Source organism: Halopelagius fulvigenes (assembly GCF_055398025.1).
In genome coordinates this window covers 45700-65882 of the sequence record NZ_AP043845.1, presented here as the reverse complement: position 1 = coordinate 65882, position 20183 = coordinate 45700, and the positions used below count along the sequence as shown (strand labels likewise).

Sequence of the window (20183 nt, the reverse complement as noted above, 5' to 3'; positions counted from 1 at the left end):
CGGCCCCGGACGCTCACGCCGTGCGGGTCGGCAGTTCGGCGAAGCGGAACCAGAACTCCTCTAAGGCGCGCGCGAGCTCGACGAACTCGTCGGGTTCGACGGGTTTCACCAGGTAGGCGTTCGCCTGCAGCTCGTAGAACTTCGTGATGTCCTCCGTCGTCTTCGAGCTCGTCAGGACGATAACCGGAATCCGCGAGAGGTCCGTATCGTTCTGTATCTCCTCGAGGACTTCCTCGCCGTCCTTTCGCGGAAGGTTGAGGTCGAGGAGGATGATGTCCGGCCGCGGCGCGTCGGCGTACTCCTCGCGTCGGTAGAGGAAGTCGAGCGCTTCGACGCCATCGGCCGCGACGTGGAGCGTGGTACCGACCTGCCCCTCTTTGAACGCTTCTTTCGTCAACCGGACGTCGCCGGGGTTGTCCTCGATGAGGAGGACTTCTATCGGTTCTCCGTCGTTGGTTTCGTTACTCATCGTTGGAAGAGATCGTGAACGAGAACGTCGACCCCTCGCCGGGTTCGGAGTCGAGCGACATCTCGCCGCCGTGGCGTTCGACGATGCGTTCGCAGAGCGCCAGTCCGATGCCGGTGCCCTCGTACTCCTCGCGGGTGTGGAGTCGCTGGAACACCTCGAAGACGCGGTCGGCGTCCTTGGAGTCGATGCCGATGCCCTCGTCCGTGACCGAGATGGTCCAGCTGCCGCCGTCGCGTTCGGCACCGACGTGGACCCGTGGCGGTTCGTCGCCCGAGTACTCGATGGCGTTCTCGAGTAGGTTCTGGAACACCTGCCTGAGTTGGCTGGCGTCGCCCTCGACGGTGGGGAGCGTCTCCGCCGTGATCGCGGCGTCGCTCTCCGCTATCGCCCGCCTGAGGTCGTTGCGGGCTTCGTCGAGTACGTCGTTGAGGTCGACCGGCTCGAACGGATCGCCGCGCGTCTCCACGCGGGAGTACTTGAGCAGGCTGTTGATCATGTCCCGCATGCGGTCGGCACCGTCGACGGCGAACTCGAGGAACTCCTGCCCCTCCTCGTCGAGGACGCCGTCGTACCGGCTCTCGATGAGCCGAAGGTAGCTCGACACCATCCGGAGCGGTTCTTGGAGGTCGTGGGAGGCGGCGTAGGCGAACTGCTCTAAGCGCTCGTTGGACTCCTCCAGTTTCCGCTGGTACTCCCGTCGGTCGGTGATATCGTGGATGTAGATGGACAGCCCCGACTCGGAGGGGTAGACGTTGTATTCGAGCCACGCTTCGAGTCGCTCGTCGTACAGCTCGAAGTCGACCGGTTCCTGCGTTCCCATCGCCCTGTGGAACTCCTCCCAGAGCCGTCCGTCGGACCGTTCGGGGAACACCTCCCAGAAGGACCGTCCGGCGAACCCAGTCTGGGGCTGCTGGAACAGCTCCGCGGCGCGTTCGTTGAGGTGGGTGAACTGCCACTTGTCGTCGAGCGCGAAGAACGCGTCGGAGATGCGGCCGAGAATCTCGCTCAGCTCGCTCTCGAGCTCCGACTTCCGCTCTTCGAGCTGCCGTTCGCGCTCTTTCTGTGCGGTGATGTCCTCGATCGCGACGACGACTCCGCTGTCGTCGGAGAGGCCGCCTTCGAGGGGGACCACGTTGATCGAGAGCCAGCGCCGGTCGCCCTCCGTCCAGTCGGACCGACACTGGTAATCGTACACGGATTTCCCGGTGTCGATGACCTGCGTCCACGGTCGCTCGTCGCTCGGAACGAAGTCCCCCGCGCCGTCGTAGAGGTTCTTCGACTCGATGGAGTCTCCCTCCACGGAGGCTTCGTCGGCGCCGAGGAGGTCGAGCGCCTGCTGGTTCGCCCTCACGAACTCCCTGTTGGAGTCGAGCACGCAGATGCTGACCGGCGCGGTTTCGAGTATCTGCTCGGTCAGGTCGCGCTCTCTGCGGAGTTGCAGCTCGTACTCCCGTTGTTCGGTCATGTCGCGGGTCACCTTCGTGAACCCTTGGAGCGTGCCGTCGACGTCGCGGATGGCGGTGATGATGACGTTCGCCCAGAACCGCGTGCCGTCCTGCCGAACCCGCCAGCCTTCGTCCTCGGTGTGGCCCTCCGTCGCGGCGGCTTGGAGGTTCGTCTCCGGGACCTCGTTTTTGTTGTCTTCCTCGGTGTAGAACGTAGAGAAGTGGCGACCGACTATCTCGTCCTCCGAGTACCCCTTGATACGTCTGGCCCCCTCGTTCCAGCTGGCGACGGTGCCGTCGGGGTTGAGCATGAAAATCGCGTAGTCTTTGACCGCCCTCACGAACGCGCCGAACTCCCGCAGTTCGGACTGTTGATCGGTCGAGTTCGCCTCGCCCGGCGGCCGCCACCAGACGCGGGTTCCGTCGGCGACCTCTCTCGTCCGTACCTCGTCCCGGTCGGCGAGCGCTTCCAGCTCCCGTTCGACGGTCCGTTCCGGACACTCTAATCGCTCTGCGACTTCCGACGCGGTGAACGGCGTGCACGGCTCGTCGGACGTCGAGAACAGACGCTCTATATCGTCTCGAGTGACGTCCGACGTTGAGCCTGATGAGTTCATCGTGTACCTGTTATCGTGGCTGGGGTGATCGTTCGCAGTCAAATTTGACGTCCGTACCGCTGTTCTTCGACTTCCGTTCGTGATCTCGGCGGACTGTGCATCGGTTCACTCACGCTCGTCTGCGACACTCCGTTCGGAGGCGGTCCGCCGGCCCTCGTTTCGACTACGGTTCTCCGAGGGGTTCGAATTCGGCGTGTCCGCACTCGCACGACCCTCCGGTTCCGACGACTCGAAAATCTCCGCCCGGCGTCCGTTGCACGGGGTAGACCGCCCCGCACTCGGCGCACCGGCCGAGCGTCTCTGGGTCGCCGCCCGATGTGGGCCTCTCCGTCATCCGCCTGCACCGGCTCAGTTTCTTCGAGCCGACCGTAACGACTCGACTAGACGCCGTGCCGTCGCCATCTCCGCCCCCGGCGCGACCCGGTTCTCCTCGGCGTCGTACTCGACGATTCCTGCCTCGTCCAGTTTCGGCAGGTGGACGTGGTGGAGTTTGACCTCCATCCGTTCGACGGCCTCTTCGGGTAACGCGTCCAACGGGACGCCTCGCTCCTCGGCCGCGGTCCAGCCCGCGAGGAGTCGGACCTGGTGCGAGCGGTTCTCTTCGGCGAGTATCTCGACGATGGCTCGTCGCTGGTCGTTCGCCAAGAGGGCGAGGTGTTCGTCGAGGACTTCGGACGGGAGGGTTCTGTTTTCTGTGACTGCCATCGGACTCTCTGTTTCGAGACGAGTTCTCCTATCTGCAAAAGTCGTATACCTAAAGCCGTAGGTGCCGGCGGAGGGACGGCGTTCGAGGGGGTATCGAAAACGGGCGAGCGGAGACGCCGGTTATCGGTCCGAGAGAGCGCACCCGAACAGGTTCGGCGCAAGCGACTGTGGCGTACCGCCGGAACGACCGACTGTATGATGGACTCACACTCGACTCGACGCGCGTTCGCCGCGGCCCTCGGTACGCTCGCCGTCGGCGCATTCGCGGGATGCACCGGAAGCGGCGCGGAAGCGAATCAAGCCGGCGGCGGGGGCGGCGAATCGACGCCCGCGTCCACGGAGACGCCGGCGCGGACGGCGACGGACGCCGCGGGTTCAGAGTCCGGCGGCGACGAACCGTCGTTCGGTGGGTGGTTCGACGACATGAGCAACTACGACGGCGTCGTCGATACGACGGGCAACTCCGAGGTGACCGTCGCCGTCGGCGCGAGCGGAAACAACGGTAACTACGCGTTCGACCCCGCGGCCGTCCGGGTGGACGCCGGAACCACCGTCGTCTGGGAGTGGACGGGGGAGGGCGCTAGCCACAACGTCTCCGCGAAGGACGGGTCGTTCGAGAGCGAGATGACCGGCGAGAAGGGCCACACGTTCTCGCAGACGTTCGAGGAGGCGGGCACGTACAAGTACGTCTGTACCCCCCACCAGGCGATGGGGATGAGGGGCGCAGTCGTCGTCACCGAATAACATTCGGTGAGCAGCCGAGTTTCACTCGGCGACGTCGAGCGACGGCGGTCAGCACGCTCTCGACGACGAGGGCGTAGTCGGCGTCCACGGCGAGCAGTTGGTCGACGACGCCCGCCGTCAGCGACCCGAGGGTGACGACGGCGAAGCCGACGAAGAGCGCCTTCAGCGCCCGCCTTCCGGTCCGTCGGAACGCCTTCCACGTCACAAACGTCACCAGACCGCCGAGCACGAGCGTCACCGTCTTCGCGACGACCACCGCCGAGGCGAGGGTCGGTTCCGTCGTCATCGCTCGCGCTCCGCTTTGACCTCGGACCACAGGTCAGCGGCCGTCTCCGCTCCCTCCTCGACTCGAACGCTCAGCGCCACTCCGTCCGTCTCCTCCTCGACTGCGAGCACCACCCGGTCGAAGGTGAGTCGGTACGTCGCCGCCTCGCCGGCGTGGAGTCGCTTCTCCGCGAGGTTCGCCTCCACGAGTCGTTCGAGCTTCCGGTACACCGTCGAACGGGGGAGTTCGCACTCGTCGCCGATCTCGTCGGCGGTCATCGGCCGGTCCATCTGTTCGACCATCCGCTGGCAGTCGTCGTCGTTCAGCACGCCGAACACCGACCCGGCGTCCGGCGCGAGTGCGTCAGCGAGTGGGTTCGAACTCATCTGTGTCTCCGTCGTCCGTCGCTCGGTAACGCCGCGTTCCGTCGCTCGCCACGCCGCGTCGGTTCCGCGTCAGTGTTGGATTTCGTCGCTCACTCCGCCCCTCCGTCCGAGCGGACGTGCACGCGAGTCACGTGGCCGCCGCACCCGCAGCGTTCGACGTACTCCCACTCGACGTCGTGGTCGCTCGCTTCGAGTTCCTCGTAGAGGTACGTCTCCGGGTGGCCGTGGTCGCCGTGGGTGACGAGGTTGACGTGGTTCCCCGCCGTCGTGTGGGCCACGGCGTCGAGGGCCTGCCGGACGACGAGTTCCCTGTCGTCGGCGTGGACGGGGTGTTCGAGGTTCGCCGACCACGAGTTGTCGTGGACGCGGTCGGTGATCGGTTCGACAGATTCGACGGGTTCGCTCAGGTCGTGTTGCGCGTCGCTCATACTCGGCCGTCGGCGTCGAGAGACCCTGAACGCTCCCCCGAACACGTTCGGGTTCATCGGTCGGAGTCGAGGTACTCCTTGATGACGCGCCCCTCCGCGCGGTGGAGCTTCTCGCTCGTCGTGGACTTGGCGAGTCCCACCGTCTCCGCGAGTTCCGTCAGCGTACAGCGTCGGGGGGAGTCGTAGTACCCCTCCTCGGCGGCGGTTTCGAGGAGTCCGCGCTGGTCGTCCGTCAGGAGCGACTCCATCTCGACGGTCTGTTTCACCGACCGGAGGTCGAAGGGGATGCCGAACACCTCGAACTGCGCGCCGAGCTCCGAGAGTCTGTCGCGCGACGCCGTCACCTCCAGTTCGGCCTCGCCGTCGCGGATGGCGATGGGGAGTTCGAGGGGGACGCCCGCTTCGCGGATAGAGAGGAGCAACAGCGGTTCGGTCGTCTCGAACTGCACGAGTGCGGCGTCCTCCCGCACTTCGAGCAGGTTCGTCGAGACGATGCGCTCGTCCTCGTCCATCTGCGCTATCACCGTATCGAGGTTCGACCCCGACAGTTCGACGAGGCCGACGCCCGTCTCGTCGGACGGCATCGCGGCGAGCACCTCGAACGTCACGTCGGGGTTCGCCGTCGAGAGCTCCGACACCCACGTCCACTCCGGCAACGTTATCGCTAACGTGGCTCGCGGCATGGCTGACTCTTCTCACTCCGTCTGAAAGTAGTTGCGGACGGTCGCTCGGTCGTCCGCCGCGACGACGTGCGCCGGATCTCGAAGCGCGCCGACGAGGCAGTTCGACAGTCGCTCGACCGTCCGTCGCTGTTCGTCCGTCATTTCTCCCTGCGCCTCTAACCGGCGGAGCGCGCGCCGGACCTGTTCGCGGCGCATCCGCTCTACGGGTCCGAGAGCGTCCGTCTCTGCGCCCCCGTCGGCATCGACGGCCGCCTCGGTGCGCGCGGTCACGACTCCGTCCTCTCCCGTCGGCCGCCGGCACCGGGCCGTCGTATCCGGGCGGGACGTACGGACAGAGGGGGTCGCTCTCTAAGGGGTCGCCCGTGTGGGCGTAGGCGCGAGATCGACTCCCGCCGCAGAGGCGGTTGAACGGACACGCGCCGCACTTCCCCCGGAGTCGGCCCCTGTCGCGGAGCGACTCGAACAGGTCCGACTCCCGGTATCGCTCGACCAAATCCTCCTCCCGGACGTTTCCGACCGATTCGGGGAGGAAACCCGAGGGGAAAATCTCGCCCGTGTGACTCACGAACGCGAAGCCGTCGCCGGCGACGATTCCGCGCCGCCGCGAGACGCCCGCCGGGGGACCGCCGCCCGACTCCCCGTCGTCGGCTTCGGCCCGTCGCCGTCGGACTCGGACGCGACGGTACTGGGGTGCCTCCGTCGTCTTGAGTCCGAACGGTTCCTCGTCGCCGACGGACGCCAGCCACTCCATCACCTCGTCGGCGCGTTCCGGCGACACCGGGTCGAGGAGGCGGCCCCGGCCCACGGGGACGAGGAAGAACACCGACCACATCGCCGCGCCCAGTTCCGAGACGATATCGCGGACGCCCGACAGTTCCCCGACGGTTCGGCGACAGACGGTCGTGTTTATCTGGAGGGGGAGGTCGACGCTCCGGGCGAACTCGGCGGCAGAAAGCGTCTCCTCGAAACTGCCGTCCTCGCCGCGGAAGTCGTCGTGCGTCGCCGGCGTCGCGCCGTCGATGCTCAGGGCCATCCGCTTGAGGCCCGCGTCGGCGAGTTCTTCGACGCGTTCGCGCGTCAGCGACGATGTTCCCGACGGCGTGAGCGTCACTCGCAGACCGAGGTCGGTCCCGTAGGAGACGAGTTCGGCGATGTCGTCGCGGGCGAGGGGGTCGCCGCCCGAGAGGACGACGAGTTGCCCGTCGCCGAACGCCCGCGCCCGTTCGAGGAGGCGCTTTCCCTCCTCGGTGGTCAGTTCGTCCGGGTGGCGGTTCGGTCGCGCGTCGGCGCGACAGTGGTCGCAGGCGAGTTCGCACGCCTGCGTCACCTCCCAGACGAGGACGAACGGTCGCTCGTCCGCGTCGACGCCGGCGTGCGGCGGCTTCGGTCGTTCTCCCGAGGGTGCGTCGTCTCGTGGCATGGTGAAACTGACGCCGCGCGGGCGTCGTTCGGACGGTGGTTCGGACGCCCCCTCGCTCCTGCGCCGAACGTGTTCGGACGCGATGTCGGACGCGACGGCGGACGGGTGACCGCACCGAAGCGTCCGGTCCGGGGACCGCACCGATTAGCGACTCGGCGGCGGTGAGGCCGACGACGGCGGCGACGCGTCCGGACGCTCCTTGGCGGAGAGGTACGGTATCCCGAGGACGGCGGCCACGATGGACGCGCCGAACCCGACCGTCAGGTAGTCTCCGAGGCGGTCGGCGGGAGGCGTCTCAGCGGCGCCGCCCCCGCCGACGACCACCGCGCCCTTCATGCCGAGGACTTCGTGGGGCGGGCAGGCGTACTTGTGGATTCTGTCGGACGCGAACGTCTGCGAGAACGTGTGTCCCGCCTCGGCGGTCATCTCGCTCTCGAACGATCCGTCGAGGGCGGTCACGGAGTGCATCCCGGACCCCGTCCACTCCCAGACCACCGTCGTGCCTGGAGTGATCCGTATCGCCGGGGGGTCGAACGAGAACGCGCCGCCGTTGCCCGGCGCGCCGACGGAGACGGTCACGGTTCTCTGCCCCCGGAGGTCGGTCGTCGATTCGTAGTTGTCCGCGCCGTCAAACCAGCCGTCGTACGCCGGTTCGCCGGACTCGCCGGCCGTTCCCGCGTCCGCGGACGCGCCGCCGACGGCCGCGTCGCCGACGAGCACCGCCCCTTTCATCCCCATCGCTTCGTGCGGCATGCAGTAGTACGTCGTCGCGCCGTCGTCCTCGAACGCGTGTTCGAACGTCGCGCCCGCGTTGCCGAGGAGTTCGCTCTTAAAGGACCCGTCGGACGCTTCGACGTTGTGGACGCCGCCCTCGCCGGTCCACTCCCACACCACCGTCGTTCCGGGGTCGATGCGAACCGCGGCGGGCGCGAACCCGTACGCGCCGCCGTTTCCGGGTGACCCCACCTCCACGGTCACCGTCTCCTGTCCGGTCAGGTCCGTGACGCCGTCGAAGTTGTCCACGCCGTCGAACCACGAGTCGATGTCGACCGGTTCGTCGGCCGATTGGGCCTGCGCCGTCCCGCTTACGAGAGCGGAACCGAATAGTACGCCGCCGGTCCCCGCGAGGAACGTTCGGCGGTCCACGTTGATTGTCTCTGAGGTCATGATATTCTCGTGAGTCGTGGTTACTGTTGGTAGCCCGCGTACTCCATGAGTTGTCGGAAGATGTCCGACTTCATCACGGGGGTGTAGATGACGCCGCTGAGCATCCCGCCGGGGTAGGAACTCCCGTTTCGGACGTGGTCCACCTTGTGACAGTGGATGAGGTAGATGCCGGGGTCGGCGTCCGCCTCGAACTCGACGGTGTACCGTTCCGCCGGGGCGATGTTCACCACATCTTGGAGGAGTTGCATCCCCTCGGGGATGGGCGACCCGTCCTTCTCGACGATTTTGAACCGGTGGTTGTGGATGTGCATGGGGTGCGACATGAACCCCCCGTTCACCCAGTGGATGCGCACCGTGTCGCCGGGGTCGACGAGAATCGGCGACCCCTCCTCGGGGTGGAGCGTGTACGGCGCGGACCGGCCGTTGAGGGTGAACGCGTCCGCCTTCCGGGCGGTGAGGTCGTACGATGCGTCCTCGCCGCCGTACATCCGCGAGAGGCGCGTGTCCCACTCTTTGACGGTCACGAAGTACTCCTTGTCCGCCTCCTCGTACCCCTTCGGGTCCACCCGGAGGATGCCGTACATCCCCATATCCATGTGGAAGGGGGTGTTGAAGTGACAGTGGTAGAGGTGCGTCCCGGCGACGTTCGCGGGGATGGTGTACGTGTGGGTCTCGCCGGGGTTGACGGTGACGCCCGTCGTCGTCGGGACGCCGTCGTTCTCCCACGTCTTCCGGACGCCGTGGAAGTGGAGCGTGTGCGGCATCTGGCTCTCGGTGTTGTCGAGCGTGATTTTCAGCGTCTGGCCCTCCGTACACCGTAGTATCGGGCCGGGGACGCTCGGCGTCCCGTCGTTCGCCTGAAACGCCCACACGACGGGGAGTTCGATGGGGCCGCCCATCGTGTCGTGGGGGTGGAGCGAGTGTCGGGAGTGGACCGCTCTGAGGGTGACCTCCCCGCCGAGTTCGTCGAGGTTCACGACTTCGGGTTTCCCGGTGTGGGGGAGCGCCTGTTCGGACATCGAAGCGCGGTTGGTCGTCGAGGGCGACGCCGTCGGGGCGACGCACCCGGCGAGGGTGCCGACACCGACCGCGCCGGTGGCGGCGAGGAATTCTCTGCGCGAAACTCCGGTTCCGGGTGCGCCGACTTGGGAACTCATAGTACGTCTGACCGTCCGCGCTTCGGAAGAATATAGAGTCGAGCTGGTTCCCGACTTCCGAGAAACGTCGCACGAGAGCCCCTCTACCGGCGAAGGCGCGGACTCGGCCGTCCGGTCGAATCCGGCCCGGCGATCAGTCGGTTCTGCCGAACAACACTTAAGTCGCGCTCCCATGTTGATAATACCCACGGTAAAAATTGCCACGGGCGCGTTCGAACCACTATCCCGGGGCAGTCACGAGAGACACCGAACACCACCAGACGGAGCACAGATGAATCTCACATCGACAATCACGAGTTCGACGCACACGTTCGGCTCGGTTCGCGAGGTGCTCGCGAAAGCGAACGAGGAGAAGACGGGCGACGAACTGGCCGGCATCGCCGCCGACTCCGAGGCGGAGCGCATCGCCGCGAAAGACGCGCTCAGTCGCCTCTCCCTCGCGGACCTCCGGCGGTCCCCGGCCGTTCCGTACGAGGACGACGAGGTGACCAGAGTCATCCAGGACGGCGTCGACGAGGCGGCGTACGAACGAATCGCGGACTGGTCCGTCTCCGACCTCCGGGAGTTCCTCCTCGACGAACGGACGCGGAACGACGACATCGCCCGGATTCGCCCTGGCCTGACGAGCGAGATGATAGCCGCCGTCGCGAAGGTCATGTCCAACATGGATCTGATCCAGGCGTCGTCGAAGATGCGGGTCACCGCCCGGTGTAACAACACCGTCGGGACGGAGGGGACGCTCTCGTTCCGACTCCAACCGAACGACCCGACGGACGACGTAGAGAGCATCCGGCACTCGATACGCGAGGGACTCTCCTACGGCGTCGGCGACGCCGTCATCGGAATCAATCCGGTCGAAGACGACGCCGAACGGACGAAACGGCTGCTCGATGTGACGAAGGAGTTCATCGAGACGTGGGAGATTCCGACGCAGAACTGCGTCCTCTCTCACCTCTCCACCCAACTCGAAGCCGTCGAGAACGGCGCTCCCGCCGACCTGTTGTTCCAGAGTCTCGCGGGGACGGAAGCCGGCAACGAGGGGTTCGGAATCGACGTCGACCTCCTCGACGAGGCGCACGCGTTCGGCGCGGAGCACTGCACCGCGTCCGGTCCGAACTTCATGTACTTCGAGACCGGACAGGGCTCCGAACTTTCGAGCGACGCTCACGCGGGCGTCGACCAGGTCACCTTGGAGGCCCGGTGTTACGGCCTCGCCGAGCGGTACGACCCGTTCTTGGTGAACACCGTCGTCGGGTTCATCGGTCCCGAGTACCTCTACGACGGAAAGCAGGTCATCAGAGCGGGACTCGAAGACGTCTTCATGGGCAAACTCACCGGGCTCCCGATGGGCATCGACGCCTGTTACACCAACCACATCCAGGCCGATCAGAACGACATCGAGAACTTGGCGGTGTTGCTGACCGCCGCCGGTTCGAACTACTTCATCACCGTCCCGATGGGTGACGACACGATGCTCAACTACCAGTCGAACAGCTACCACGACGCCTCCGCGCTGTGGGACATCTTCGATATGCGGCCGGCCCCGGAGTTCGAGGAGTGGTTGGAATCGGTCGGCGTCATGGAGGACGGACGACTGACCGCGAACGCGGGCGACCCGACGCACTTCTTAGAGCCATGAGCGACTCACAACCCCCTCACGTCGACGACCCGAACGACCGCAGAGCGCTGGAGCGAATCGCGGACGCGACGCCGTCTCGACTCGGCGTCGGCAGAAGCGGGACCCGCCCGCGAACGTCGTCGGTGCTCTCGTTTCGCGCCGACCACGCCCGCGCCCGCGACGCCGTCCTGACGCAGGTGTCCGACGACGCCATCGAGGAGGCGGGTCTGCTCCGGATCCAGAGCCGGGTCTCGGACCAAGACGAGTACCTCGCGCGCCCCGATTTGGGTCGTCAGATAAGCGACGACACCGCGGCGCACATCCGTGAAGAATGCGTGCAGGACCCGGACGTCCAGATTATCGTCTGCGACGGGTTGAGTTCGACGGCCGTCGAGACGAACGTCCCGGACCTCCTGCCGATGCTCGTCGACGGCCTCGAGGACCGGGGGTTCGAGGTCGGAACGCCCCTGTTCGTGAAGTTCGGCCGCGTGGACGTGATGGACGTCGTCGGCGAGACGCTCGGCGCGACGAGCGTCGTGAACCTCATCGGCGAACGGCCCGGACTGAACACCGCGCAGAGCCTGAGCGCGTACTTCGTCTACGACCCCCGAGAGGGGAAACCGACCGCGAAGAAGTCGGTCATCTCGAACATCCACGACGACGGCCTCCCGGCGGTCGAGGCGGGCGCGCAGATACTCGACCTCGTCGAGAGAGCGCACGAACAGCGGGGGAGCGGCATTGACCTCTCCTGAGACCGACCCGCGGCATGTCCGGTAGCGACCCCTCGACGCTGACGAGCGTCGGCATCGACATCGGGACGACGACGACGCAACTCGTCGTCAGCGAACTCTCGATCGCGGCGTCCGGAGTCGGAGCCGTCGCGGTCGAAATCGGCGACGTGGACGTCGTCCACCGGGGAGACGTCCACGAGACGCCGTTGCTGGACCGACGGACGCTCGACGTCGACGCCGTCGGGAAGTTGATAACGTCGGAACTCCGCCTCGCGGGCCACTCGCCGTCGTCTATCGACAGCGGAGCGGTCATCGTCACCGGCGAGTCGGCGTACAAGCGGAACGCCGAGGAACTGGTCAACGCCGTCGCCGAAGACAGCGGCGACTTCGTCGTCGCGGCGGCGGGCCCGGAACTGGAGTCCGTCTTAGCCGGGAAAGGGTCCGGTGCCGCAGCGTGGGCGTTGGACGGCGGACGGACGGTCCTGAACGTCGACGTCGGCGGCGGAACCACCAACATGTGCCTGTTCGCGGGCGGCGGGGCGGTCGAAACCCGCTGTCTCGCCGTCGGCGGTCGGCTACTCCGGTTCGACGAGTCGGGCGTCGTGACCCACATCTCGCCCCCCGCAGAGCGGTTACTCGAACGGTGCGACATCGACGTCGCGGTCGGTTCGCGGCCGAGCGACGGCGAACTGTCCCGTCTCGCGACTGCGATGTCGGACGCGATATTCGATGCGATTCGCGGCGGTCCGGTCGGACCCGTCACCGAATCGCTGGCTATCGGGTCGAGCGACTACTCGGACGGAGCGGTCGATACCGTCGTGTTCAGCGGCGGAGTCGGACGATTAATCTCAGACGACGACTCGACGCCCGCTCGCTCTCCGTTCGAGTTCGGCGACTTCGGCGTCCTCCTCGCCGCCGCGATCCGGGACCGAGCGGAGGAGAGTACCCTCTCCGTCCGCCGACCGGACGAGGATATCAGAGCCACGGTCATTGGGGCGGGCACCCGGACGACGTCGTTCAGCGGTACCACGACCCACCTCGACCGGTCGATACTCCCGCTGAAGAACCTCCCCGTCGTCGAAGCGCCGCCTCTCGAACAGGACCACGAGTACGAGGAGATAGAAACCCGGTTGCGGGCGTGTTTCGAGAGGGGGATGGAGTTGTACGAGGCCGACGAGGGGACGCCGTTCGTGCTGTATCTGCCCGCTATCGAACCGCTGAGCTACGACCGGATGACAGCGCTCGCGCGAGCAGTCGCTGGGGTTTACGAGCAGTACGTCGGGAGCGAGTTCCCCCGTATCGTCCTCACGAGACAGAACTGCGCGAAGGCGCTCGGACAACAGATTCAGCGGGTAGACGCCGCCGCACCGTCTCTCGTAATCGACGAAATCGTCGCCTCCGACGGCGACTACCTCGACGTCGGCGAACCGGTGGTGGCCGGGGAGGCGGTTCCCGTCGTCGTCAAGTCGCTGGCGTTCGGAGCCTAACCGCCGGGACGAACGCGGGAAGGGGAACAGAGCGGGCGCGGCGTTCGAACCGAGAAAGAGAGAGGGAGGTACTTACCGACTCACGCGCCGTTACGGGTCAGGGTCGAACACCTCGGGGTTCTCCTCGCCCTCGGCGCGGACGACGCTCAGACAGCCCTTCCGGGCGACGCGACTGAGCGAGTGGTCCACGAGCTTGTAGTCGCCGGGGACGGGGAAGTCCATCGTGGCGATGGTGGTGCTCCCCGGCGGGACCAACCGCGTCTGGATGTGTCGCTGCGGGTCCGTGCTTAGCCACCCCTCGGGGTAGAGTTTCTCCCAGACGTTGCCGATGGGGTGGAAGCTGCTCGCCAGGTTCGGCCCGCCGGCGACGAAGCTCAGAACTCCTCGGCGGTGTCCACGCCGATGACGACGCCGACTTCGTCGTCTTCGAACCGTTCGCGGGCGTCGGGGGACTCCGCGAACAGCATGCGAGTTTGTTCCGTGTGCGCGCGGATAACCGCCCCCTCCGTCTCCTCGTCGAACTCGAACTCGTCCAGAATCGACTCCCACTCCTCTGCGGGGACGCGGTATCCGCGGACGCCGTCCACCGTCTGGTAGTCGCCCCGTCGTTCGAGGGCGGAGTGTCGCCCGATGAGCCTCGCGTTCACCTCCACGAGGGCGGTCCGCAGTTCGTCGAGGTCGAGGTCGGTTTCGTCGGCGACGCGTTCCGCCACGGGGGCGTCTATCGGCGACTCTCCCGTCTCGGTGTCCGTCTCGTCGAACATGGTCGGAACCGACGCGGTGCGTGCGGTTCGGTCTTTCGGCCCCCGTCGCGGCGCGTCCGACCGTTCGCCGATTCCCCTCGCGGTCGGTCACCGATCCCTCTCAGTCGTCCCCGGCGGGCGCGAAGACGACGACGGCCGTGCTCGGTTCGACGGCGTACGGTGAAATCTCTCGCTCGCCGCTGAATCGGGCGAGTTGCCCCGCCGCAGTTCGTGCGTCTCATCGTCCAACGTCAGTTCGAGGTGGCCCTCCACGAGGTGCAGGACGATGTCGGTACCCGGGTGTCGGTGCGGGGGGACGCGTTCGTCGGCGTCGAGGGAGAGGCGCACCGTCCGCGGACGGCGCGTCTCGCCCGGCGCGACGGTCGTGTGGGAGTGGTCCGGGCAGGGCGGTAGCCACAACGTCTCCGCGAAGGACGGATCGTTCGGGAGCGAGATGACAGGCGAGAAGGGACACACCTTCGAGCGGACGTTCGAGGAGGCGGGCACCTACAAGTACGTCTGTGTGCCCCACGAGGCGATGGGGATGAAGGGCGCAGTCGTCGTAGACGACTCCGTGGCAGCGGTGTCAGGGTCCGGCGGCGGCGGAGAGATCACCGAGGAGGAGTTCTGGCCCCTCTCGGTGGCCGGGGGCGTCACCCTCGCCGTCGTCTCGCCCATCGTCTTCGGCGTCGCCGCGTGGATAGCGGGGACGGGCGACGAACCCGAGGTTGCGTGGCGCGAGGACGCCGAGGACGACGGCCGCGTGCGGACCTGATCTCTGCCCCGTCCCCGAACGGAACCATCCGCTTTTTCGAGAGTGTTGGGCGACGCGGCGACTTCTTTTCCCGAACCGAACGTGTTCGCGGCCAAGACGAGGGTGCGTGCGCACGTACGCGCGAACATGAGCGCGATTCCACGCGTCGACACCGACAGCCAACCCCCAATGGCGATTCCCCTCCGGCACTTTCTGGTCGGACTCGGCTTCCTCCTCGCCGGCGTCCTCGTCGCCGCCGCCGACGCGGCCGGCGTCGCCTCGGGACTCGTCGGCCCCGCGCGGTACCACCTCCTCCTCGCTGAGTGGTTCGCCCTCCCGGGCGCCGTCAGACTCGCGGGCGGGGTAGCGTTCGGAGTCGGCGTCTCCCTGTTCGTCCACAACCTCGCCTCGGTCGTCCGCGAATACGGCCCCCGCGGCGTCGTGGGGACGGTTCTCCCCCTTCCGAATCGCCTCGGCGGCGACGGACCGACGGGCGCGGGCGACGACTCGCCGTCATCGAAGTGAATCGAAACGTCGCCCCGTCAGAATTCGGGTGTGACGGGCGTGGCATACTGAATACGGGGCACGAGTACATCACCTAAGCCGCGCTTCCCTGACTGTCCCGCTCGGTCCCCGGACTCCAACTCGGAGACGCGGTTCGGAGGAGAACGCGACCGTCCGGTCACCCGAATCCGTCACTACAGTATCCAGTCGACGAGCCACGCGATTGCGCCCACGAACAGTAGCAGGACCCCGACCGCCGAGGTGGCCGGTTCGGGGATTAAAAACAGGATCGCGCCGGTGACGATCAACAGCGTGATCAGGCCCTCGTCCAAGAGGCTCCCGTTACCGCCCTCGTCGGAGCGCGCCTCCTCTCTCCGACTCGCAAGGGGCACGCCCCACCCGCCGCCCCACCCCCACGACGGGTAGTAGGAGAACCCTGCGCGGTCCTCCTCTTCCGTGTACTGATCGCCGTCGTAGCGACTCTCCTCGCGGTACGGCCCGTCGTCGTACTGGTCGTTCGGAGAACCCATACTCGAAGAGAGGGTCGCTAGCCGGTTCGGGCTTCTGACTGCGTTTGCAGCGTCCCTTTCCCGCCTTCCGCGTCCCTTTCGACGCTGGCGACGTCGTCCACGCTCCTCGAACAGTCCGTCGAGCGGTGAACCCCACGGCCAAGGATCGGGGAGTCGTGAAACGCCTCCTGCGAAACTCACGCCCCGATTCGGCACGACCGCCGAAACCTCCCACCGCCCGAGGGATTCGACGAGATCAAAACGCAGTCGTCTTCCGCCGATTACGCGCCGGGGTCGAACTCGCCGCGGCGGAGTCCCTCCCGAACGGGGCCGTGTTCGGCGTCCGTCGGCGGCGGCGCGGTCACCAACAACGCTTCGAGTCGCCCGTCGTCGTCGGCTTTGACCCCGCGCGGGGTGCCCGCCTCCACGGCCACGACGTCGCCGGGTTCGACGCGGTGTTCCTCGTCGCCCTCTCGGACGATGCCGGTGCCGGCCCAAACGGAGACGACCACGTCGCTCTCCGGCGCGTGAACGGGGATGAACTGCCCCGGTTCGAAGTAGCCGCAGATGACCTTCGTTCGCTCCGTCCGGGCCGCCTCCCGTACGACGAACCGGTCGGCGTCTAACGTTCGCTCGGCGTCGAAATCTACCGCCGGCACCGACGGACACCTCCGAGGGGTTCCCCGCCGGTCGGACTCGTCGCTTCGGACGTGAGTCGGGTCATACGCGCAGACGTTCGTGCGACCGGCCGGTGGTCGTTGCCCCGAACGTGTTCGCGGCGGAGGCTCGAAGCGGAAACGATCCGTCAGAACGGTGCGTCCGGATCGCTTCCCACTCCTCCGCCGCCGTCCGCCGGGCACGTCGCGCCGCCCTCGGAGGGGGCGGAGAGTTCGCCGGTCTCGCGGAACTCGGTCGCCAGTCGGTCGAGTTCACCGTCGATGGCGTCGCTCCGGTGGTGCATCGGGTGGACGCGCACCCGAACGAGTTCGTATCCGTGTCGCTCCGCGAGCCCGTTCCACGCCCTGAACGACTCGACGGTGAGCGTCCGACTCTGCGGGCAGAACGGCGTCGTCGGCGTGAACTCCGCCCGAAGCACCGCCGGGTCGTCTCGGTCCACCGCGTACCGGTACCCCGAGTTCGGGTGCCGGTGGTCGAGGTTGAGGCGCGCGAGGTTGTAGCCGAACGTCACGTCGCACACGCCGCGTTCCTCGAACACCCCCTCGGTCGTCCGGTGGAAGGAGACGTGCTCCTCGCCGCGCAGGACGTCGTGCCCCTCCAGGGACGGGCCGGGGTCCGGGAGGTGTTCGGGAACGAACTCGCCGATGCCGTCGAACGCGTCGTCCGCCTCCGACGACGCTGACCTGAATCCGAACATACGCGGACCGTGGTCCTCCGCCGGGGAAGCCTTCCCCCCGAACCTGTTCGGACGAACGTGTTCGGCGTCGTCTTCGTACTGCCGAGGCCCCTACGCGAACGTATGGCGACGACCGAACCGTCACTCGACGACCTACCGATTCCGCCGTCGCGTCCGATAGCGACGCTCGACGCGCGCGAACTGCCGCCGCCGCAACCGCTCCGGAAGACGCTCGAACTCCTCGCGGAACTGGACGACGGGACGGCGGTAGTGCAACTGAACGACCGCGCGCCGCAACACCTCTACCCCCGGATCTCTGACCGAGGGTACGAGTACGAGACGACGGAGTTCGAGGGCGGCGTCGTCACGACCGTCTGGAAGCCGCAGGATTGACCCGCGAACGGTCGATTTCCGCCGCGGCGTTCGTCCGCCGTCGCCGCGGGGACCCAACCCAACAAATCTTTGTCTACCGAAACTGAGGTTGATCCGATGGACGGAACCGACTCACTCGTCGCGGCGGACGGCCACGAAACGGTCGCGATTTCGGTCCCGAGACCCGCCGGAGAGGCCGACTCCGACTCGGCATCGCGGGTTCGCCCCTCGTCGCTTCGGGTGGTGCGACGATGAAGGGGTTCGTCCTCGCGGGAACGTCCTCCGGCGTCGGGAAGACGGTGGCGACGCTGGCGGTGTGTCGCGCACTCGAACGCGCCGGCCGCGAGGTCCAACCCGCGAAGGCCGGGCCGGACTTCATCGACCCCTCCCACCACGCCGCCGTCGTCGGACGGCCCTCCCGAACGCTCGACCCGTGGTTGGAGGGCGAAGACGGGATGCGCCGGACCTACGCCCGGGGAGACGGCGACGTCTGCGTCGTGGAGGGGATGATGGGCCTGTACGACGGCGACACCTCCACGGCGCGCATCGCAGCGATGCTCGACCTGCCGGTCGTTCTCGTCGTCGACGCCGGCGCGGGGATGGAGAGCATCGCGGCGACGGCGCTCGGATTCCGCGAGTTCGCCGACCGGGCGGGCGTGGATATCGACGTCGCCGGCGTCGTCGCGTCCCGGGCGCACGAGGGGCGACACGCCGACGGTATCCGCGACGCGCTTCCGGAGGAACTGACGTACGCGGGCCGGATTCCGCCCCGCGACGACCTCGAAATTCCGGAGCGACACCTCGGACTCCACCTCGGCGAGGAGGCACCGCTTCCGACGGAGGCGGTGGACGCGGCGGCCGAGGGCGTCCTCGTGGGCAGACTACTCGAACTCGCGCGTCGCCCCAGGTGGTTGACCGACCCGTCGGATTTCGGCCCCGACGCGGTTCCCGACGACGGGGCGGGTGGAGCGACCGATTCGGCGCGCCCCACCGTCGCAGTCGCCCGCGACGCTGCCTTCTGTTTCGTCTACCCCTCCACGCTCGACCGCCTGCGGGCGAGGGCGAACGTCGTGACGTTCGCGCCCGTCGAGGGCGACGCGTTGCCGCCCTGCGACGGCGTCTACCTCCCCGGAGGGTACCCGGAACTGCACGCCGAGACGCTCTCGCGGTCGTCGGCGCTGTCGGCGCTATCGGACCGCGCGGCCGACGGCTTGCCCGTCTTCGGGGAGTGCGGCGGGTTGATGGCCCTCGGCGAATCGCTGACCACCGCCGAGGGCGAACGCCACGAGATGGCGGGCGTCCTACCGGTCGATATCCGGATGTGCGACCGCTATCAGGCTCTCGACCACGTCGAACTGCGGGCGACGCGCGACGCACTGACCGCCTCGGAGGGGGAGACGCTTCGCGGCCACGAGTTCCACTACTCGACGGCCGACCCCGATCCGGACGCGACGTTCGCCTTCGAGGTCGAACGCGGCACCGGAATCGACGGCTTCGACGGCCTCTGCGAGTACGAGACGCTCGGCACGTACGCGCACGTCCACGCCGAGAGCGGAGCGTTCGACCGCTTCGTCGAACAGCTCTGACGACGCAGACCAAACGACACCGCACCTATGACCGAAACGAACGACACCGACGGGAACGACATCGACCCGGAGACAGTCCGACGAAACACGCCCGGCCGTGGCGTCCGACCAGGCGCCGCGACCATCGAACCGTCCGCGCCCGAGGAGTTCGGCCTCGTGCAGGTCTGGTGGGGCGACGGCAAGGGCAAGACCACCGCCGCGATGGGCATGGGCTTTCGCGCCGCCGGTCACGGCTACCGCGTCCACATGCTCCAGTTCATGAAGGGCGGCGCGGACTCCGTGGAGGCGGTCCGCGGCGAGTACAACGCTATCGCGGCGATGCCGGGCTTCTCCTACGAGAACCTCGGCCACTACGGGTGGGCGGGGATGGCCGACGGGAGCGACGACGAGAACCACGCGGAACGCGCGGTGGCGGGACTCGAACGGGCGACCGAACTCGTCGCCGCGGCGCGCGAGGCGGACCTCTCGACGCCGTTCGACGCCGCCGCGCCGCCGGAAGACGGCGTTCACATGCTCGTCCTCGACGAAATTCTCTACGCCGCGGACATGGATCTGCTGGACGAGGAGTCCGTGGTGGACCTGATTCGAGAGAAGCCCGACGGCCTCGAACTCGTCCTCACCGGAAGCCACTCCGAACCGACGTACCTCCTCGACGCCGCGGACCTCGTGACGAACGTCCGCAAGGTGAAACACCCCATCGACGAGGGACGACGGGCGCGAAAGGGGACCGAATACTGAGTCCATCGTTCGGCTATTTCGAACGGCCGTTTCGAAAACCGGGCGCAGCGTATTGCAAAGACAGCACAATACTATTCCTGGTAACCTCTGAGATATCTCCTCGTGACATCCGCCTCTCTCCGTTCTTATCCGCCGTTTTACCACCAATAGAGTCCATTAGAAGGAATAACGACCTTAGACGCGTCCGTTATCAACTATATTCTGTCTTATCCTAGTAATCTGCTCGAAAAGTGCATACATGGGTTATTTATCGGGTAATAACGGCGATAGAATGGGTTTTGGCTGTGTACTCCTTATTTCA

General features: G+C 67.0%; 23 protein-coding genes and 3 pseudogenes. 9 read left to right on the top strand and 17 right to left on the bottom strand.

Annotated elements, in window-relative coordinates:
* Nucleotides 1–13: 13 nt before the first annotated feature.
* The 3 genes from ACZ522_RS03385 to ACZ522_RS03375 form a co-directional block, all read right to left on the bottom strand.
* A complete protein-coding gene (locus ACZ522_RS03385; protein WP_379691968.1) occupies nt 14–469 on the bottom strand; it encodes a response regulator in 456 nt (151 codons plus the stop codon).
* On the bottom strand, nt 462–2531 hold the full coding sequence (locus ACZ522_RS03380) for a PAS domain S-box protein (RefSeq protein ID WP_379691969.1): 2070 nt from the start codon (nt 2529–2531) through the stop codon (nt 462–464). The genes ACZ522_RS03385 and ACZ522_RS03380 overlap by 8 nt, the downstream gene beginning before the upstream one ends.
* A 348-nt stretch (nt 2532–2879) precedes the next feature.
* Complete coding sequence (locus tag ACZ522_RS03375; RefSeq protein ID WP_379691970.1) at nt 2880–3236, bottom strand: DUF7344 domain-containing protein; 357 nt, start codon at nt 3234–3236, stop codon at nt 2880–2882.
* Between the two features lie 195 nt (nt 3237–3431).
* On the opposite strand from ACZ522_RS03375, the gene ACZ522_RS03370 reads away from it, so the two are divergent.
* Nucleotides 3432–3980, top strand: coding sequence for a halocyanin domain-containing protein (locus tag ACZ522_RS03370; protein WP_379691971.1), 549 nt, complete (start codon nt 3432–3434; stop codon nt 3978–3980).
* Here ACZ522_RS03370 and ACZ522_RS03365 read toward each other — a convergent pair.
* The 8 genes and pseudogenes from ACZ522_RS03365 to ACZ522_RS03330 all read right to left on the bottom strand — a co-directional run bounded on the left by ACZ522_RS03365 (nt 3970) and on the right by ACZ522_RS03330 (nt 9486).
* Nucleotides 3970–4266, bottom strand: a complete 297-nt coding sequence (locus ACZ522_RS03365; protein ID WP_379691972.1) for a DUF7521 family protein — start codon at nt 4264–4266, stop codon at nt 3970–3972. The two genes, ACZ522_RS03370 and ACZ522_RS03365, sit on opposite strands and share 11 nt — an antisense overlap.
* Nucleotides 4263–4631 carry a helix-turn-helix domain-containing protein gene (locus ACZ522_RS03360; RefSeq protein ID WP_379691973.1) on the bottom strand — a complete coding sequence of 123 codons (369 nt, stop codon included), beginning with the start codon at nt 4629–4631 and terminating at the stop codon, nt 4263–4265. Before ACZ522_RS03360 ends, ACZ522_RS03365 begins: the two co-directional genes overlap by 4 nt.
* Nucleotides 4632–4720: 89 nt before the next feature.
* Nucleotides 4721–5059 carry a CGCGG family putative rSAM-modified RiPP protein gene (locus ACZ522_RS03355; RefSeq protein ID WP_379692200.1) on the bottom strand — a complete coding sequence of 113 codons (339 nt, stop codon included), beginning with the start codon at nt 5057–5059 and terminating at the stop codon, nt 4721–4723.
* Between the two features lie 53 nt (nt 5060–5112).
* Nucleotides 5113–5742 carry a helix-turn-helix domain-containing protein gene (locus ACZ522_RS03350; RefSeq protein ID WP_379691974.1) on the bottom strand — a complete coding sequence of 210 codons (630 nt, stop codon included), beginning with the start codon at nt 5740–5742 and terminating at the stop codon, nt 5113–5115.
* A 12-nt stretch (nt 5743–5754) separates the two neighbouring features.
* A complete protein-coding gene (locus tag ACZ522_RS03345; protein ID WP_379691975.1) occupies nt 5755–6012 on the bottom strand; it encodes a hypothetical protein in 258 nt (85 codons plus the stop codon).
* A gap of 7 nt (nt 6013–6019) precedes the next feature.
* Nucleotides 6020–7162: pseudogene (locus tag ACZ522_RS03340) on the bottom strand (TIGR04053 family radical SAM/SPASM domain-containing protein); the annotation flags it as partial.
* A 144-nt stretch (nt 7163–7306) separates the two neighbouring features.
* On the bottom strand, nt 7307–8329 hold the full coding sequence (locus ACZ522_RS03335) for a halocyanin domain-containing protein (protein WP_379691977.1): 1023 nt from the start codon (nt 8327–8329) through the stop codon (nt 7307–7309).
* A 20-nt stretch (nt 8330–8349) separates the two neighbouring features.
* The gene (locus ACZ522_RS03330) at nt 8350–9486 is read right to left on the bottom strand and encodes a multicopper oxidase domain-containing protein (protein ID WP_379691979.1); all 1137 of its coding nucleotides are present in this window, start codon (nt 9484–9486) and stop codon (nt 8350–8352) included.
* A gap of 271 nt (nt 9487–9757) precedes the next feature.
* Here ACZ522_RS03330 and ACZ522_RS03325 point away from each other — a divergent pair, with 271 nt between their 5' ends.
* Genes ACZ522_RS03325 through ACZ522_RS03315 form a run of 3 tightly spaced genes read left to right on the top strand, consistent with a single transcriptional unit; the run spans nt 9758 to nt 13322 of the window.
* A complete protein-coding gene (locus ACZ522_RS03325) occupies nt 9758–11125 on the top strand; it encodes an ethanolamine ammonia-lyase subunit EutB (protein ID WP_379691980.1) in 1368 nt (455 codons plus the stop codon).
* A complete protein-coding gene (gene eutC, locus ACZ522_RS03320) occupies nt 11122–11856 on the top strand; it encodes an ethanolamine ammonia-lyase subunit EutC (RefSeq protein ID WP_379691981.1) in 735 nt (244 codons plus the stop codon). The genes ACZ522_RS03325 and eutC overlap by 4 nt, the downstream gene beginning before the upstream one ends.
* Before the next feature lie 14 nt (nt 11857–11870).
* Nucleotides 11871–13322 (top strand): ethanolamine ammonia-lyase reactivating factor EutA, encoded by a 1452-nt coding sequence (locus tag ACZ522_RS03315; RefSeq protein WP_379691982.1) that lies wholly within the window; start codon nt 11871–11873, stop codon nt 13320–13322.
* 90 nt (nt 13323–13412) lie between these two features.
* Here ACZ522_RS03315 and ACZ522_RS03310 read toward each other — a convergent pair.
* The 3 genes and pseudogenes from ACZ522_RS03310 to ACZ522_RS03300 all read right to left on the bottom strand — a co-directional run.
* Nucleotides 13413–13694: pseudogene (locus tag ACZ522_RS03310) on the bottom strand (cupredoxin domain-containing protein); the annotation flags it as partial.
* 2 nt (nt 13695–13696) lie between these two features.
* Nucleotides 13697–14086, bottom strand: a complete 390-nt coding sequence (locus ACZ522_RS03305; protein ID WP_379691983.1) for a DUF8048 family protein — start codon at nt 14084–14086, stop codon at nt 13697–13699.
* A 100-nt stretch (nt 14087–14186) separates the two neighbouring features.
* Nucleotides 14187–14485 (bottom strand): annotated as a pseudogene (locus ACZ522_RS03300) (cupin domain-containing protein).
* Between ACZ522_RS03300 and ACZ522_RS03295 the strand changes: the two are divergent.
* Together ACZ522_RS03295 and ACZ522_RS03290 are read left to right on the top strand one after the other, a co-directional pair.
* Nucleotides 14451–14840 carry a plastocyanin/azurin family copper-binding protein gene (locus ACZ522_RS03295; protein WP_379691984.1) on the top strand — a complete coding sequence of 130 codons (390 nt, stop codon included), beginning with the start codon at nt 14451–14453 and terminating at the stop codon, nt 14838–14840. The pseudogene ACZ522_RS03300 and the gene ACZ522_RS03295 overlap by 35 nt on opposite strands.
* A 126-nt stretch (nt 14841–14966) precedes the next feature.
* Complete coding sequence (locus ACZ522_RS03290) at nt 14967–15344, top strand: hypothetical protein (RefSeq protein WP_379691985.1); 378 nt, start codon at nt 14967–14969, stop codon at nt 15342–15344.
* Nucleotides 15345–15517: 173 nt separating this feature from the next.
* Here the strand turns inward: ACZ522_RS03290 and ACZ522_RS03285 are convergent, their stop codons facing one another.
* The 3 genes from ACZ522_RS03285 to ACZ522_RS03275 all read right to left on the bottom strand — a co-directional run bounded on the left by ACZ522_RS03285 (nt 15518) and on the right by ACZ522_RS03275 (nt 17207).
* Nucleotides 15518–15853, bottom strand: coding sequence for a hypothetical protein (locus tag ACZ522_RS03285; RefSeq protein WP_379691986.1), 336 nt, complete (start codon nt 15851–15853; stop codon nt 15518–15520).
* 260 nt (nt 15854–16113) lie between these two features.
* Nucleotides 16114–16491 carry a cupin domain-containing protein gene (locus ACZ522_RS03280; RefSeq protein WP_379691987.1) on the bottom strand — a complete coding sequence of 126 codons (378 nt, stop codon included), beginning with the start codon at nt 16489–16491 and terminating at the stop codon, nt 16114–16116.
* Between the two features lie 146 nt (nt 16492–16637).
* Nucleotides 16638–17207, bottom strand: a complete 570-nt coding sequence (locus ACZ522_RS03275) for a hypothetical protein (RefSeq protein ID WP_379691988.1) — start codon at nt 17205–17207, stop codon at nt 16638–16640.
* Between the two features lie 102 nt (nt 17208–17309).
* Between ACZ522_RS03275 and ACZ522_RS03270 the strand changes: the two genes are divergently transcribed.
* The 3 genes from ACZ522_RS03270 to ACZ522_RS03260 all read left to right on the top strand — a co-directional run bounded on the left by ACZ522_RS03270 (nt 17310) and on the right by ACZ522_RS03260 (nt 19882).
* Nucleotides 17310–17579: a DUF2249 domain-containing protein gene (locus ACZ522_RS03270; protein WP_379691989.1), complete on the top strand. Its 270-nt coding sequence runs from the start codon at nt 17310–17312 to the stop codon at nt 17577–17579.
* 230 nt (nt 17580–17809) lie between these two features.
* Nucleotides 17810–19144: a cobyrinic acid a,c-diamide synthase gene (locus tag ACZ522_RS03265; protein ID WP_379691990.1), complete on the top strand. Its 1335-nt coding sequence runs from the start codon at nt 17810–17812 to the stop codon at nt 19142–19144.
* Nucleotides 19145–19171: 27 nt separating this feature from the next.
* Entirely contained in the window at nt 19172–19882 is a 711-nt protein-coding gene (locus ACZ522_RS03260) for a cob(I)yrinic acid a,c-diamide adenosyltransferase (RefSeq protein WP_379691991.1), read from the top strand.
* The last annotated feature ends 301 nt before the right edge of the window (nt 19883–20183 follow it).

What these genes read in the sequence shown, in the direction of transcription:
- ACZ522_RS03385 (WP_379691968.1), bottom strand. Translation starts at nt 469, where the DNA reads ATGAGTAACGAAACCAACGACGGAGAACCGATAGAAGTCCTCCTCATC.
- ACZ522_RS03380 (WP_379691969.1), bottom strand. Translation starts at nt 2,531, where the DNA reads ATGAACTCATCAGGCTCAACGTCGGACGTCACTCGAGACGATATAGAG.
- ACZ522_RS03375 (WP_379691970.1), bottom strand. Translation starts at nt 3,236, where the DNA reads ATGGCAGTCACAGAAAACAGAACCCTCCCGTCCGAAGTCCTCGACGAA.
- ACZ522_RS03370 (WP_379691971.1), top strand. Translation starts at nt 3,432, where the DNA reads ATGATGGACTCACACTCGACTCGACGCGCGTTCGCCGCGGCCCTCGGT.
- ACZ522_RS03365 (WP_379691972.1), bottom strand. Translation starts at nt 4,266, where the DNA reads ATGACGACGGAACCGACCCTCGCCTCGGCGGTGGTCGTCGCGAAGACG.
- ACZ522_RS03360 (WP_379691973.1), bottom strand. Translation starts at nt 4,631, where the DNA reads ATGAGTTCGAACCCACTCGCTGACGCACTCGCGCCGGACGCCGGGTCG.
- ACZ522_RS03355 (WP_379692200.1), bottom strand. Translation starts at nt 5,059, where the DNA reads ATGAGCGACGCGCAACACGACCTGAGCGAACCCGTCGAATCTGTCGAA.
- ACZ522_RS03350 (WP_379691974.1), bottom strand. Translation starts at nt 5,742, where the DNA reads ATGCCGCGAGCCACGTTAGCGATAACGTTGCCGGAGTGGACGTGGGTG.
- ACZ522_RS03335 (WP_379691977.1), bottom strand. Translation starts at nt 8,329, where the DNA reads ATGACCTCAGAGACAATCAACGTGGACCGCCGAACGTTCCTCGCGGGG.
- ACZ522_RS03330 (WP_379691979.1), bottom strand. Translation starts at nt 9,486, where the DNA reads ATGAGTTCCCAAGTCGGCGCACCCGGAACCGGAGTTTCGCGCAGAGAA.
- ACZ522_RS03325 (WP_379691980.1), top strand. Translation starts at nt 9,758, where the DNA reads ATGAATCTCACATCGACAATCACGAGTTCGACGCACACGTTCGGCTCG.
- eutC (WP_379691981.1), top strand. Translation starts at nt 11,122, where the DNA reads ATGAGCGACTCACAACCCCCTCACGTCGACGACCCGAACGACCGCAGA.
- ACZ522_RS03315 (WP_379691982.1), top strand. Translation starts at nt 11,871, where the DNA reads ATGTCCGGTAGCGACCCCTCGACGCTGACGAGCGTCGGCATCGACATC.
- ACZ522_RS03305 (WP_379691983.1), bottom strand. Translation starts at nt 14,086, where the DNA reads ATGTTCGACGAGACGGACACCGAGACGGGAGAGTCGCCGATAGACGCC.
- ACZ522_RS03290 (WP_379691985.1), top strand. Translation starts at nt 14,967, where the DNA reads ATGAGCGCGATTCCACGCGTCGACACCGACAGCCAACCCCCAATGGCG.
- ACZ522_RS03285 (WP_379691986.1), bottom strand. Translation starts at nt 15,853, where the DNA reads ATGGGTTCTCCGAACGACCAGTACGACGACGGGCCGTACCGCGAGGAG.
- ACZ522_RS03275 (WP_379691988.1), bottom strand. Translation starts at nt 17,207, where the DNA reads ATGTTCGGATTCAGGTCAGCGTCGTCGGAGGCGGACGACGCGTTCGAC.
- ACZ522_RS03270 (WP_379691989.1), top strand. Translation starts at nt 17,310, where the DNA reads ATGGCGACGACCGAACCGTCACTCGACGACCTACCGATTCCGCCGTCG.
- ACZ522_RS03265 (WP_379691990.1), top strand. Translation starts at nt 17,810, where the DNA reads ATGAAGGGGTTCGTCCTCGCGGGAACGTCCTCCGGCGTCGGGAAGACG.
- ACZ522_RS03260 (WP_379691991.1), top strand. Translation starts at nt 19,172, where the DNA reads ATGACCGAAACGAACGACACCGACGGGAACGACATCGACCCGGAGACA.